Annotated in this window: 15 protein-coding genes and 1 tRNA gene; all 16 read right to left on the reverse strand. The window is 58.5% G+C overall.

Annotated elements, in window-relative coordinates; translation table 11 throughout:
• Positions 1-145: 145 nt before the first annotated feature.
• Positions 146-1,432, reverse strand: coding sequence for an OmpP1/FadL family transporter (locus K5K89_RS23270; protein ID WP_092246886.1), 1,287 nt, complete (start codon positions 1,430-1,432; stop codon positions 146-148).
• A 317-nt stretch (positions 1,433-1,749) separates the two neighbouring features.
• A tRNA-Lys gene (locus K5K89_RS23275) sits at positions 1,750-1,825 on the reverse strand.
• 63 nt (positions 1,826-1,888) lie between these two features.
• The gene (gene queC, locus K5K89_RS23280; protein WP_071489524.1) at positions 1,889-2,563 is read right to left on the reverse strand and encodes a 7-cyano-7-deazaguanine synthase QueC; all 675 of its coding nucleotides are present in this window, start codon (positions 2,561-2,563) and stop codon (positions 1,889-1,891) included.
• Between the two features lie 16 nt (positions 2,564-2,579).
• Positions 2,580-3,227 carry a 7-carboxy-7-deazaguanine synthase QueE gene (gene queE / locus K5K89_RS23285; protein ID WP_058423265.1) on the reverse strand — a complete coding sequence of 216 codons (648 nt, stop codon included), beginning with the start codon at positions 3,225-3,227 and terminating at the stop codon, positions 2,580-2,582.
• 166 nt (positions 3,228-3,393) lie between these two features.
• On the reverse strand, positions 3,394-4,224 hold the full coding sequence (ybgF, locus tag K5K89_RS23290) for a tol-pal system protein YbgF (protein ID WP_058423266.1): 831 nt from the start codon (positions 4,222-4,224) through the stop codon (positions 3,394-3,396).
• A gap of 6 nt (positions 4,225-4,230) precedes the next feature.
• Entirely contained in the window at positions 4,231-4,731 is a 501-nt protein-coding gene (gene pal, locus K5K89_RS23295) for a peptidoglycan-associated lipoprotein Pal (protein WP_003209827.1), read from the reverse strand.
• 55 nt (positions 4,732-4,786) lie between these two features.
• A complete protein-coding gene (gene tolB / locus K5K89_RS23300) occupies positions 4,787-6,067 on the reverse strand; it encodes a Tol-Pal system beta propeller repeat protein TolB (RefSeq protein WP_071489395.1) in 1,281 nt (426 codons plus the stop codon).
• A 17-nt stretch (positions 6,068-6,084) separates the two neighbouring features.
• Positions 6,085-7,158, reverse strand: a complete 1,074-nt coding sequence (tolA, locus tag K5K89_RS23305; protein WP_222540344.1) for a cell envelope integrity protein TolA — start codon at positions 7,156-7,158, stop codon at positions 6,085-6,087.
• Positions 7,158-7,610, reverse strand: coding sequence for a protein TolR (tolR, locus tag K5K89_RS23310; protein WP_161793227.1), 453 nt, complete (start codon positions 7,608-7,610; stop codon positions 7,158-7,160). The genes tolA and tolR overlap by 1 nt, the downstream gene beginning before the upstream one ends.
• Positions 7,611-7,633: 23 nt before the next feature.
• Positions 7,634-8,329 carry a protein TolQ gene (gene tolQ / locus K5K89_RS23315; RefSeq protein ID WP_015885609.1) on the reverse strand — a complete coding sequence of 232 codons (696 nt, stop codon included), beginning with the start codon at positions 8,327-8,329 and terminating at the stop codon, positions 7,634-7,636.
• Between the two features lies 1 nt (position 8,330).
• Entirely contained in the window at positions 8,331-8,786 is a 456-nt protein-coding gene (gene ybgC / locus K5K89_RS23320) for a tol-pal system-associated acyl-CoA thioesterase (RefSeq protein WP_025854760.1), read from the reverse strand.
• A gap of 139 nt (positions 8,787-8,925) precedes the next feature.
• Entirely contained in the window at positions 8,926-9,984 is a 1,059-nt protein-coding gene (gene ruvB / locus K5K89_RS23325; RefSeq protein ID WP_003193867.1) for a Holliday junction branch migration DNA helicase RuvB, read from the reverse strand.
• Positions 9,985-10,596 (reverse strand): Holliday junction branch migration protein RuvA, encoded by a 612-nt coding sequence (ruvA, locus tag K5K89_RS23330; protein ID WP_071489393.1) that lies wholly within the window; start codon positions 10,594-10,596, stop codon positions 9,985-9,987.
• 66 nt (positions 10,597-10,662) lie between these two features.
• Complete coding sequence (ruvC, locus tag K5K89_RS23335; RefSeq protein ID WP_016975450.1) at positions 10,663-11,187, reverse strand: crossover junction endodeoxyribonuclease RuvC; 525 nt, start codon at positions 11,185-11,187, stop codon at positions 10,663-10,665.
• A 157-nt stretch (positions 11,188-11,344) separates the two neighbouring features.
• Positions 11,345-12,091 carry a YebC/PmpR family DNA-binding transcriptional regulator gene (locus K5K89_RS23340; RefSeq protein ID WP_071489392.1) on the reverse strand — a complete coding sequence of 249 codons (747 nt, stop codon included), beginning with the start codon at positions 12,089-12,091 and terminating at the stop codon, positions 11,345-11,347.
• 136 nt (positions 12,092-12,227) lie between these two features.
• A complete protein-coding gene (gene aspS / locus K5K89_RS23345; protein ID WP_071489391.1) occupies positions 12,228-14,003 on the reverse strand; it encodes an aspartate--tRNA ligase in 1,776 nt (591 codons plus the stop codon).
• Positions 14,004-14,063 lie beyond the last annotated feature (60 nt).

Consider the following 14,063-nt stretch of genomic DNA (forward strand, 5'->3'; position numbering starts at 1 on the left):
TTCATCAAGCACGGGTTAAGGTGAAGCTCGGCAAGGCTACAGAATATCGAATGGTTTCAAAAGCCTAATCTGGTGTTCGCCTGCGTCGGGCAAAAAAACGGGAAGCCCCACATGGGGCTTCCCGTATTTACCGCCGGTTTTTTTATCAAAAACGGTAAGTCACCGAGCCACCAAACCCGTTGGCACTGTTTTCATATTTGGCATCGTAAGTCAGGCCAACCTGGGAAAGGTTCTGCCGCACCTTGATCGGTTCTTCCTTGAGGTAGGAATACGCCACATCGAAGGTCAGGTTATCGACGGGCGTCCAGCCAGCACCCAAGCTGAAAACAGTACGGTCCCCCGTAGGAATTCGAACGGAGCGGTCGGTGTTGTTGGTAGGCGTCTGGTCCACCGAGAAACCGGTCCGCAGTACGAGTTCTTTGTTGACCCGATAGGCCGCACCAATGGCATGGGACCAAGTGTCATGCCAATGCTGTTGTTCGGTGATCGAGCCCAGGCCACCGAATTGAGCGGTGAGGTCGGAGACCCCGTCGTTGTTGATGGTGATCTTCTTCAACTGGCTCCAACGGGTGTAGGTGCTGCCGAGGTACAAGGTCCAGTCATCATTGAGTTGATGGGTTACCGAGAAATCCACCGAAGAGGGCGTAGTCACATCCAGGCTGGCGTCATACTTTTGCGGCCCACCGTCGAAGGCATCGGAAATCAAACCGGACGCATGGGTCTTGCCGCTGAGGTGGTAGACCACCTGCGAGTGATAGGTCACACCGATGCGCGTGCTTTCAAGGGGCTGCACCAGGAGACCGGCATTGAACCCGGTGGCGTTGTCGTCGCCTTTGACCTTCACGCTTTCGCCGGCTCCGCCACCCAGCGGCACATTGGAATCCAGCTCGCCACTGATGCGATTGAAGGTCGGGCCAAAGCCCACCGACACTTTGTCGTTGAAGGCATAGCTGACCGTCGGCTGCACGGTGATGACCTGGACCTTGCTCTTGTTGCCAAAGCCATTGCCCTGGAAGCTGTGCTCATAGTCGGTCACCAGGCCGAACGGCGCGTAGATACCCAGGCCGAACGCCCAGTGCTCATCAATGGGCGTGACCAGGTAGCCCATCGGCACGGCAATGCCGGGTACCATGTCGCCCTTATTGGTGCCTGGGTTGTTGGCACCGAACTGCGAGGAACTGGCGTCCTTGATGTTGGATTTGGCATCGAGGTAAGTCGCGCCGAGGCTGACTTCATTCTGTTTCAGACGCGACATGCCGGCGGGGTTGCCGAACACCGTGCTGGCGTCTTCAGCGGAGGAGGAACGACCGGCGTAGCCCGTGCCCATTGAACTGATGCTTTGTTCATTGAGCGCGAAACCACCGGCGAACAACGGGGTTGAGGCAAGGGAAACGGCGAGCGCCAAGGCGCCTTTAAGAGTTTTGTTATTCATTATTAGGACTCGAATTGTGGGGCAGCGATGAGGAAGCTACCAACGTTCGAGCGACCGGTTTATGAAGAGTTTTTCATGCGCAGGATTGTCGGACAATTCTATGCATTTCAAAGACTTTGCCTGTTTTTTCGTTCCCAGTAATGACCTTGAAACCCGATTGTGACCCGTGGGTTTCGGCGATAGCATCAACCTCGCGCAGATGCAAAAAAGCCCCAGGCTTTTCGTTGGCCTGGGGCTGTCGGGTTTTCAGGCAGGCAAAAAAAAACCCGGAAATCCTCACTTGCGTGGGCCTTCCGGATTTTCTAAACCGCCAAAAATGGTGGGTCGTGTGGGATTCGAACCTACGACCAATTGGTTAAAAGCCAACTGCTCTACCAACTGAGCTAACGACCCGCTGTGTGGTGGCGCGTATAATACTGATTTCTAAGGATTATTCAACACCTTATTTGAAATAAATCAGAAATAACGCGTTGGGTCAGTAATTCCGGCGGCTTGGAAGCCTTCTGCACGCAGTCTGCAGCTGTCGCATTTCCCACAAGCACGGCCGTCATCGTCTGCCTGGTAGCAGGAAACAGTCAGCGAATAATCGACGCCAAGTCCTACGCCTGCCTTCACGATGTCAGCCTTGCTCAGGTTTTGCAGCGGCGCCAGGATACGGAAGCCCTGCCCTTCTACGCCGGCCTTTGTCGCCAGGTTGGCCATGCGTTCGAACGACTCGACGAACTCCGGACGACAGTCAGGGTAACCTGAATAATCCACCGCGTTGACGCCGATGAAAATGTCGCGAGCGTGAAGCACCTCTGCCCAGCCAAGCGCCAGGGACAGGAACACCGTGTTACGTGCCGGCACGTAGGTCACCGGGATGCCTTCACCGGGGGTTTCTGGCACATCGATGCTGCTGTCGGTCAGTGCTGAGCCACCGATGCCGTTGAGGTTCAGGCCAATCACCTTGTGTTCGACCACGCCCATGTCGCGGGCGACGCGGGCCGCAGCGTTCAACTCGGCACGGTGACGCTGGCCGTAGTCGAAGCTCATGGTGTAGCAGCTGTAGCCTTGCGCCTGCGCCATGGCAACCACCGTGGCGGAGTCAAGGCCGCCGGACAGCAGGATTACCGCGCGTTTTTGATCCATGGTGTGTTCAGTCATATCAGCGTCCTGGCTCGTCGTTCCAAAGGTATTTATGCAACTGCAATTGCAGGCGCACCGGCAGATTGTCCGCAACCACCCAATCGGCGAGGTCACGTGCATTCAGGTCATGGTGGCTTGGTGAGAACAGCACTTCGCCTGCACGGCGGTCCAGCCCGTATTGAATCAGCTTGGAGTTCGCCCAGTCGTAGTCGTCACGCGAACAGATGACGAACTTGACCTGGTCGTTGGCCGTCAACAGCTCGATGTTCTCGTAGCGGTTGCGATGCGATTCCTTGGAATCGGGGGTCTTGAGGTCGACTACCCGGCTTACGCGGGGGTCAACTGCAGAGATATCCAAGGCGCCACTGGTTTCCAGGGAGACCTCGTAACCGGCGTCACACAGCTGCTTGAGCAATGGGATGGCATTTGGCTGGGCCAGCGGCTCACCGCCGGTCACACAAACGTAGCGCGGCTTGTAGCCGGCAACCTGCTCCAGGATGTCATCGAGGGTGCGCACCGTGCCACCACTGAAGGCGTAGGCGCTGTCGCAGTACTGGCAACGCAAGGGGCAACCGGTCAGGCGCACAAATACTGTGGGCAGGCCCGCCGTCCGCGTTTCACCCTGCAACGAGTAAAAAACTTCGGTAATACGTAATGTGTCTTGCATAGTCGCCACGGGCGTAACAGCTAAACAGGCTGTCCGCCTCCGTCAGGCACTTTGAGGGACCCCGCCAACGCGTAGACCCCAAAAAGCGTGTTTCATAAAAGGGCGTGGATTCTAACGAAAAAACCCGCGCAAGGCGCGGGTTTCTTCTAAACGGGTAAAACATCGCTTACAAGCGCTGCAAGTCCCGTTGGGCCAACTGGGCAGCGGAAGTCCCCGGATACTGGGCCACCACCTGTTGCAGAATACCTTTGACCTTGTCGGTATGACCCAGGCGGCGTTCTACGTCAGCGAGTTTGTACAGCGAGTCCGGCACCTTGGCGTGCTTGGGGTACAGCTGGCTGACCTTGGCAAATGCCTGGCCCGCGCCCTGTAGATCACCCTTTGCCAGGTTGACTTCACCTAACCAGTACTGGGCGTTGCCCGCGTATTGGCTGTTCGGGTATTTACGCAGGAAAGCGGTAAAGGCCTGGCTGGCCTTGTCGAAATCCTTGGCTTTGATCAGGTCGAAGGCTGCATCGTAATACAGCTTTTCCTTCGCCGGATCACCCGGTTCGCTGCTCGCGGCAGGGGCTTGGCTGGCAGCCGCCCCTGCTGCTGCACCGGCAGCAGCGCTAGGCGCGCCACCGGCAGAAGAATTATCAGGAGTTGCGGCAGGTTGAACGCCGGCTCCAATACGTTGATCAAGATCCTTGTAACGCTCCAGGCCTTCTTGCTTGAGCTGGTTCACCTGGTTTTGCAGTACCTCAATAGCGCCTTGCTGCTGCGCGATTTGATCCTGCATGCGTTGCAGCTGGTTGAACAGTTCGCCCTGTGCCGAGGGAGCGGACGTAGCCGCTCCCCCCGCATAGGCGCCGTTCGTGCCATAACCCGCTGGCGGATAACTGCTCCCGCTATTGTTATAGCCAGAGTTGCTATCTTCCACAGGAACCGCAGCCCACACAGCAAGCGGTGCGAGGCTGAGAGCCAATACAGTCAGAGCACGACGGCACGTTCGCATGACGAATTACTTACGCAGTTCGACGCGACGGTTTTGAGCCCAGGACTGCTCGTCGTGGCCAGTAGCAACTGGACGCTCTTTACCGTAGGAAACCAGTTCCAGTTGGCCTGGAGCAACACCTTGCAGTACCAGGTAGCGCTGAACGGCTTTCGCACGACGCTCGCCCAGTGCCATGTTGTACTCACGAGTACCACGTTCGTCAGTGTTACCTTCCAGAACAACGCGAGCGCCGTTAGCTTTCAGGTCCTTCGCGTGAACGTCCAGAGCGCGCATGGCTTCTGGTTTCAGGTCCGAACTGTCGTATTCGAAGTAGAAAGTGGTGATAGCGCGCAGAGCAGCTTCTTCGCTCAGGGAGCCGTCAACCGCACCAGTGTTAGCGCCGTAACCAGCGTTTGGATCAACAGCTGCGCCTTCACCGGCATTGTCGCCGCCTTTAGACGAGCAACCAACGGCTACGGACAGAGCCAGAGCCAGAGCAGCAAACTTACCAAACTTCAGCATTTCCATCGTGAAACTCCTAATGAACCCCAGTGTGTTAAGCAAATCTTTTTGTAGCGCCGCGTCAGTTCAGGTAAGGGGACCAGGATGGTTCTCTGACTTCGCCTTGTGCGGTAGGAAGCGGGAGCCTTACGCGTCCATTAATGGACACGAGCATCAAGACTCCCCGGCCCTGCTGGCGGGTGGCGTAGATTACCATGGTGCCGTTGGGCGCAACAGTGGCTGACTCATCAAGGTTGGTATCTGTAAGGATTTTTACGGTTCCGCGCTGCAAATCCTGGGCCGCAACCCGGAAATTAGTGAAACCATCCTGACGGTGAATCATAACCAACGTCTTTTCATCAGCCGAAAGCTTAGGGTTGGCGTTGTAGTTACCGATAAAAGTAACGCGCTCTGCACCACCACCATTCACATTCGCCTTATAGACCTGTGGCTTGCCGCCACGGTCAGAGGTGAAGTAGATGGTCGAACCATCCTTGCCCCAGAACGGTTCGGTATTGATACCTGGGCCGCTGGTTGCGCGAGTGATCTGGCGTGAAGCCATGTTCATCACGTAGATGTCCGGGTTGCCGTCTTTAGACAGCACGAACGCCAGGCGCGAACCATCCGGTGACCAAGCCGGCGCACCGTTGAGGCCTTCGAAGTTGGTGATCTGCTCACGACGGCCAGTATCAATGTGCTGGACGAAGATACGCGGACGCTTCTGCTCGAAAGACACGTAGGCAATACGCTTGCCGTCCGGCGCGAAGCGCGGCGACAGGATTGGCTCACGGGATTGCAGCAAGGTCACAGCGCGAGCACCGTCGTAGTCCGAACGCTGCAAGGTGTAACGAGTGTTGTCTACGGAGAAACGCTCAGCCGTTACATACAGCAGACGCGTCGAGAAAGCCCCCTTGATACCGGTGAGTTTTTCGAACGACTGGTCCGAGATGTAGTGGGCCATGTCGCGGATCTGCTCGGCCGTGCCCGAGACGCTGCCGGTCAAGACCTGCTGCTCGGTCGCCACGTTGAACAAGGCGTAGGTGATTTGCAGACGACCACCGGCCGGCGTGATATTGCCGACCATCAGGTACTGCGCGCCCACTGCTTTCCAGTCACGGAAAATGACTTCGCTGGCCTGGGTAGGCTGGCTGATCATGTTGCCTTTTGGAATCGGTGCGTAATAGCCGGAGTTGCGCAGGTCATCACTGACGATCTGGGCCATGTCGTCCGGCAGCACGCTGCCGCCCTGCCAGCCGAACGGTACTACTGCGATCGGAGTGGCCCGATCACTACCGCTGGTAACCAGGATGTTCTTTTCATCCGCCGCCGCTATCCCTGCCATACAGCAAATAACGACAAGCATTCCTCGAAGAAGGTTTCTCACAAGGCTAGATCCTCAGGTGTGAATGTCATCTTGAATGAACGATAGGGAGCGAAGTCGCTTGGTTTCATTCCCTGCATCTCGGTCAACCGGCCAATGTTCTTGACTGCGGCAACCGCCGAACTGTCGAACGAACCGTCACCACTGGACTTGGCCACGCTGACCGAAGTCACCGTACCGTCCGGCAACATGCCGATCTGCAGCACTACTGTCATGCCTTTGCGCGCCGAAGGTGGACGTGTCCAGCCTTCCGCTGCCCGTGCCCGAATCAGATCGTCGAAACTGCCCGCGACTTCATCACCACGTTCATCGGCCAAGGCTTGCTGACGCTGCGGCGTGTCGGAGAGCAAATCTGCCAAGGCCTGGGCCTTCTTCTCTTCGGCGGATTTGCGCGCTGCTTCCTGGGCCTTTTTCTTCTGGGCGTCGGCGGCAGCTTTCTTCTTCGCGTCGTCGGCGACTTTTTTCTTCGCCTCGTCTGCTTCAGCTTTTTTCTTGGCGTCTTCGGCGGCTTTTTTCTTCGCGTCTTCGACTATTTTCTTCTTGGCGTCTTCAGCGGCCTTTTTCTTGGCCTCTTCTTCGGCAGCCTTCTTGGCTTCTTCTTCAGATTTCTTCTTGGCTATATCAGCCAATTGTTTCTCTTCGGCCTTTTTCGCTTCGGCAGCTTTCTCGGCTTTCTTGGCTTCATCAGCCTTTTTCGCCTCGTCAGCCTTCTTGGCTTCGTCAGCCTTTTTCGATTCCTCGGCCTTTTGAGCCGCCTCTTCTTTCTTTTGTTCCGCAGCCGCCTTCACCGCTTCCTGCTCGATCTTCTTCTGTTCCATCTGTTCGACTTCAGTCTGGCGCGCAGCCGACTTCTGGGCCTCACCCGCAATCTTCTGATTGGTCTGGGTGGTGGCCTGACTTTTCGATTTCAGCTGATACAGGGTCGCCTGCACGATCGGCTTGGCTGGCGGCAGGTCCGGGGTCATGGCAAAGCTGACGAACAGCATGCCAAACACCAGGACATGCAGCGCAATCGCCCAGACGCTAGGCCAGAAGTAGCTTTCCGAGGCGGACGGCTCTCGCTGTTGCTGCATCAGGGCGCCTCGGTAATCAAGCCAACGTTACCCACGCCGGCCTTCTGCAGCCCGCCCATGGCGCCCATGACGGAGCCGTAGTCGACCGATTTGTCGCCACGGATGAACACCTGGGTGTGCTTGCCGCCTTCGTTGCCGGAGCGAATGATCTTGGTCACCGCATCGGTCATCGCAGGCAAGGTGAGAGCCTTGTCTTGCTGCTTCTGCGTGTCGACTTCGCTGCCAAGATTCCAGTAATAGGTCTTGTCAGCCTTGATCGAAATGGTCAGGACTTGAGTGTTGTTGTCTTGCGGCAAGGCTTCACTGGAAACCTTGGGCAAATCAACCTTCACGCCCTGGTTGAGCATCGGCGCGGTCACCATGAAGATAACCAGCAGCACCAGCATCACGTCGATGTAAGGCACTACGTTCATCTCGGCGACCGGCTTGCGCTTTTTGCGAGCTCGAGCGATTAAAGCCATTGGGAATTACCTGCTTATTCTTCGCTGGTGTGCACTTTACGGTGCAGGATCGCCTGGAACTCGTCGGCGAAGGTGTAGTAACGACCGATCAACGTTTCGCTGGTGGCAGCGAAGCGGTTGTAGGCGATTACTGCGGGGATAGCGGCAAACAGGCCGATCGCGGTGGCGATCAGGGCCTCGGCGATACCCGGTGCCACGGTGGCCAGGGTCGCTTGCTGAGCCTGGGCCAGGCCACGGAAGGAGTTCATGATCCCCCACACGGTACCGAACAGACCGATGTACGGGCTCACGGAACCGACGGTGGCGAGGAACGGCAGGCTTTGCTCAAGCTTTTCTTCTTCGCGGGAAATGGCCACGCGCATGGCACGGGCCACACCTTCCATCACCGCTTCCGGGTCAACGCCTGGCTGCTGGCGCAGACGGGAGAATTCCTTGAAGCCGGCGCGGAAGATCTGCTCGACGCCCGAGTCCGGGTCCGGGTTGCTGCCGGCCTGGCGGTACAGCTTGGACAGGTCGATACCCGACCAGAAGCGCTCTTCAAAGCTCTCCAGGGCACGTCGACCGGCACGCAGCAGGTTACTGCGCTGAAAAATCATGACCCAAGAGGTAACCGATGCGGCTACCAGGGTCAGCATGACCAGTTGAACCACAACACTGGCATTGCTGACCAGGCTCCACATGGAGGAATGGTCGACGACGGTAGGTTCCACGCTAAATCTCCTGCTTTGATTGTTTACCCGCGCCGCTTACGTCGGCAAAGGCCGCACGTAGAGCTTCGGGAATGGCCCGGGGTTTCAAGCTATTGGTGCGCACACAGGCCACCAGGAACTGCCCCTCACAGAGCAGCGTTGCATCCGTTGCCCGCCTGACCTGCTGCTTGAAACGCAGGCTGACACGGTTCAATTCGATTACTTCAGCGCTGACCAACAATTCGTCGTCCAGCCGCGCCGGCGCGTGATACCGCGCCTCGCTGGAGTGCACGACGAATAACAGGTCCTCCCCTGCCAGCTCGGATTGGGCAAAGCCCAGCTCCCGTAGCCGCTCGGTTCGAGCCCGCTCCATGAACTTGAGGTAGTTGACGTAATACACGATGCCGCCGGCATCGGTGTCCTCGTAATAAACGCGACAGCGATGTGCGAACGACTGATCCCCGTTTTGCGCGCGCATACTCTAGTGCTTACTCCTCAGGTTGCCAATCCGGCTGGGCAACTGTTTTTTCATTGTCTGAAACATTTCTAACGACTGAATGACGACACCAGCCACTAGGACAGCACAAACCTCGGATAAATCGACTGGCTATAGGTTTTTAATCGTCCACTGCATCGAGGAATTCGTCTACTACGGGCATCTCGCCCAATCGTGACGGAATGTTTAACCCAAAGTGCAGATAGGCGTGACGCGTCACCACCCTGCCCCTTGGCGTGCGCATGATGTAGCCCTGCTGGATCAGGTACGGTTCCAGCACATCCTCAATGGTGTGACGCTCTTCACTGATGGCCGCCGCCAGGCTGTCGACGCCCACCGGGCCACCGTCGAACTTCTCGATCATGGTCAGGAGCAGACGTCGATCCTGGTGATCGAAGCCGTGCTCATCCACGTCCAGCAGGTTCAAGGCCAGGTCGGCCACGGCCTTGGTGATGTGCCCCTTGGCCCGCACCTCGGCAAAGTCTCGCACGCGTCGCAGCAGGCGGTTGGCGATCCGCGGCGTGCCGCGGGCCCGACGGGCGATTTCAAACGCGCCTTCCGGGTCCAGCGGCAAGCCGAGAATGCTCGCCGAACGGCTGACAATGGTCGCCAGATCAGCCGTGCTATAGAACTCTAGACGTTGAACAATGCCGAAACGGTCTCGCAGTGGGTTGGTCAGCATCCCTGCGCGGGTTGTAGCGCCGACCAGCGTGAACGGCGGCAGGTCGAGCTTGATCGAGCGGGCAGCCGGGCCTTCGCCGATCATGATGTCGAGCTGGAAGTCTTCCATGGCCGGGTACAACACTTCTTCGACGATCGGGGATAACCGATGGATCTCGTCGATAAACAGCACATCGTGCGGTTCAAGGTTGGTCAGCAACGCCGCCAGGTCACCCGGACGTTCCAGCACCGGGCCGGAGGTGGACTTGATCGATACGCCCATTTCCTGGGCAATGATGTTGGCCAGGGTGGTCTTGCCCAGGCCCGGTGGGCCGAAGATCAGCGTGTGGTCCAGGGACTCACTGCGCCCACGCGCAGCCTGGATGAACAATTCCATCTGCTCGCGCACGGTGGGCTGGCCAATGTATTCGGCCAGGCTCAGGGGGCGGATGGCGCGGTCCTGGACCTCTTCACGGTCGCGCGGGCCGGTGGCTGCAATCAGACGATCAGCTTCAATCACTTAAATCATTCCCTTCAGGGCGCGGCGGATCATGTCTTCACTGCTCAGGTTCTTGTCCTTGATGGCCGATACGGCCTTGCTGGCTTCCTGGGGTTTGTAACCCAGGGAAATCAGCGCGCTGACCGCATCGCTCTCGGCGCTCGCCACCTGGCTGGCCGGCATGTCCGGCTGGTTCGGTACAAGGGCGAACATGCTCGGTACGACCTCCCAGGCCTTGAAGCGGTCCTTGAGTTCCACCAGCAGGCGCTCGGCGGTCTTCTTGCCGACGCCTGGCACCTTGGTCAGCGCCGAGGTGTCCTGGGCCGAAACGGCACGCACCAGCTCATCCACTTCCAGGCTCGACATCAACGCCAGGGCCAGTTTCGGCCCTACGCCATTCAGGCGGATGAGTTCACGGAAGAAGTCACGGTCACGCTTGCCAATGAAACCATAGAGCAATTGCGCATCTTCACGCACCACCAAGTGAGTATGCAGCGTAATCGGCTCACCGACCGACGGGAGGCGATACAAGGTGGTCATGGGCACTTCCAGCTCATACCCCAACCCATTTACATCCAGAATCAGGTGCGGCGGCTGTTTCTCAGCCAGAGTGCCGCGCAAGCGTCCAATCACGGTTCAGATCCTTAAAGCTAGGGTCAGAGCAAGGCCCGACCGGAAATAACGATTGCGCTGATGCTATCAGAGACGCAGGCGCCCGCCACGACTGCGTGCCGTGCCCAGGCCGTGAGGCAGTAAACTTGAGCGAGTGTGCGCATGGCAAATGGCAATAGCCAGGGCGTCCGAGGCGTCGATCTGCGGTTTTGAAGTGAGCTTGAGCATGTGCATGACCATCATCTGCACCTGCTCTTTGTTCGCCGCGCCGGTGCCGACCACGGCCTGTTTGACCTGGGTGGCGGTGTACTCAGCGATTTCCATGCCCTCCTCGGCGCCGGCAACGATGGCGGCGCCACGGGCCTGGCCAAGCTTCAACGCGGAGTCGGCATTCTTTGCCATGAACACCTTTTCGATACCCATGGTCACCGGCCCGTAGGTCTGGATCACCTCACGCACGCCGCGATAAACGATCTGCAGGCGCTCGGCCAACTCGCCCGCGCCGGTGCGGATGCAGCCCGAAGCCACGTACACGCAGCCACGCGGGGTCTGTTGCACCACGCCAAAACCGGTGATGCGCGAACCGGGGTCGATACCTAGGATTAAAGTCATAACGCCTGCGGGTTGGGTAAACACATTTTTTGAGACAGAGAAGACCCTATGTGGGAGGGGGCTTGCCCCCGATAGCGGTGAATCAGTCGATTTATACGTAACTGACACACTGTCATCGGGGGCAAGCCCCCTCCCACTTTTTGATCTACATCGTCCTTCAGCCTAGCTGTTCGGCTACAGACTCAGGGATGTCGGCGTTGGAATACACGTTCTGCACATCATCCAGGTCTTCGAGCATATCCAGCATCTTCAGCACTTTCTGCGCACCGTCCAGGTCCAGCTCGGCGCTGGTGGTCGGCAGCATCACGATTTCCGCGTCGGTACCTTTGAAACCGGCCGCTTCCAGGGCATTGCGCACCGCATAGAAGCTGGCGAACGAAGTGAACACGTCGATGGAACCGTCTTCGTTGGTCACCACGTCGTCGGCATCCGCCTCCATCGCCGCTTCCATCAGCGCATCTTCATCGGTGCCCGGCGCGAAGGTAATCTGCCCCTTGCGCTCGAACAGGTAGGCCACCGAACCGTCAGTGCCGAGGTTGCCACCACATTTGCTGAATGCATGACGCACAGCGGCGGCAGTACGGTTGCGGTTGTCGGTCATGCACTCGACCATCACGGCCACGCCACCCGGGCCATAGCCTTCGTAGCTCAGCTCGACCATGTCGTCGGTATCGGCAGCGCCGGCACCGCGGGCCACGGCGCGGTCGATGATGTCGCGACTCATGTTCGCGCCAAGGGCCTTGTCCAGCGCCAAGCGCAGACGCGGGTTGGAGCCTGGATCACCCCCACCCTGGCGGGCCGCAACGGTCAGCTCGCGGATCCATTTAGTGAAAATCTTGCCTTTCTTGGCATCCTGACGCTCTTTGCGGTGCTTGATGTTCGCCCACTTGGAATGGCCAGCCATAACACAACTCCAAAAATTCTCTAGAAACCTTATCAATTCCGCCCCAGGCGGAATGCAACCCTTGTAACGCAAAGGCGCATCCGAAGATGCGCCTTTTTTGACTGCGTAAACCTCAGTGCGCTTTCACGCAGCAGCCTTACTCAGCCTTCGGCGTCTCGCGCAGACGGATGTGCAGCTCGCGCAATGCCTTGGCATCCACCACACCTGGCGCCTGGGTCATGACGTCCGCAGCGCTCTGGGTTTTCGGGAAGGCGATCACTTCACGGATCGACTGGGCGCCGGTCATCAGCATCACCAGGCGGTCCAGGCCGAACGCCAGGCCACCATGGGGCGGCGCACCGTATTTCAGGGCGTCGAGCAGGAAGCCGAACTTCTCTTCCTGTTCCGCTTCGTTGATGCCCAACAGGCGGAACACCGCTTGCTGCATCTCCTTGCGGTGGATACGGATCGAACCGCCACCCAGCTCGGTACCGTTCAATACCATGTCATACGCGCGGGACAGCGCGCCAGCCGGGTTGGCTTCCAGTTCGGCCGGCGAGCATTTCGGCGCGGTGAACGGGTGGTGCAAGGCGCTGAAGCTACCGTCGTCGTTTTCTTCGAACATCGGGAAGTCAACGACCCACATCGGGGCCCATTCGCAGGTCAGCAGGTTCAAGTCGTGACCCAGCTTGATGCGCAGCGCGCCCAGGGCTTCGCTGACGATCTTGGCCTTGTCGGCGCCGAAGAACACGATGTCGCCGTCGACTGCGCCGACGCGATCGAGGATCGCGTTCAGGTTGTCCAGCGGAATGTTCTTCACGATCGGCGATTGCAGGCCGTCAACGCCATTGGCGCGCTCGTTGACCTTGATATACGCCAGGCCCTTGGCACCGTAGATGCCAACGAACTTGGTGTAGTCGTCGATCTGCTTGCGCGGCATGCTCGCGCCGCCAGGCACGCGCAGGGCGGCGATGCGGCATTTAGGGTCGTTGGCCGGGCCGCTGAACACCTTGAAGTCGACTTCTTTGAGTTGGTCGGCCACGTCCACCAGTTCCAGCGGGTTACGCAGGTCTGGCTTGTCGGAACCGTAGCGGCGCATGGCTTCTTCGAAGGTCATGTGCGGGAAGTCGCCGAATTCCAGCCCCAGCACTTCCTTGAACAGGTTGCGGATCATCTGTTCGGTCAGGCCCATGATCTCTTTTTCATCGAGGAAGCTGGTCTCGATGTCGATCTGGGTGAATTCAGGCTGGCGGTCAGCGCGCAGGTCTTCGTCGCGGAAGCACTTGGCGATCTGGTAGTAGCGGTCGAAGCCCGCGACCATCAGCAGTTGCTTGAACAGCTGAGGCGATTGCGGCAGGGCGAAGAACGAACCGGCGTGGGTACGGCTAGGCACCAGGTAGTCGCGCGCGCCTTCCGGGGTGGCCCGGGTCAGGATCGGGGTTTCGACGTCGAGGAAGCCGTTTTCGTCGAGGAAACGACGGATGCTGGTGGTCATGCGCGAACGCAGGCGCAGCTTCTCGGCCATTTCCGGACGACGCAGGTCGAGGAAGCGATAGCGCAGGCGGGTTTCTTCGCCCACGTCAGAGTATTCGTTGAGTGGGAACGGCGGGGTTTCCGACTCGTTCAGTACTTCCAGTTCATAGCCCAGCACTTCGATGCCGCCGGACGCCATGTTCTTGTTCACGGCACCCGCCGGACGCAAGCGAACCTTGCCGGTGATCTTCACGACGTACTCGCTGCGCACGCGGTCGGCGGCGGCGAAGCTTTCGGCGCGATCCGGGTCGAACACCACCTGGGCCAGACCATCACGATCACGGATATCGAGGAAGATCACCCCGCCGTGGTCGCGGCGACGGTGAACCCATCCGCAAAGGGTGATTTCCTGACCTTCCAGGGTCTCGTTCAGTTGGCCGCAATAGTGGCTGCGCATCATGGTAGTGGTTTCACTTCTCGTAATTCGAAATTCGGTGGAGGCCTGCCTCGTCACCGTACA

This window comes from Pseudomonas sp. DR208 (assembly GCF_019823005.1).
Taxonomy (GTDB): domain Bacteria; phylum Pseudomonadota; class Gammaproteobacteria; order Pseudomonadales; family Pseudomonadaceae; genus Aquipseudomonas; species Aquipseudomonas extremorientalis.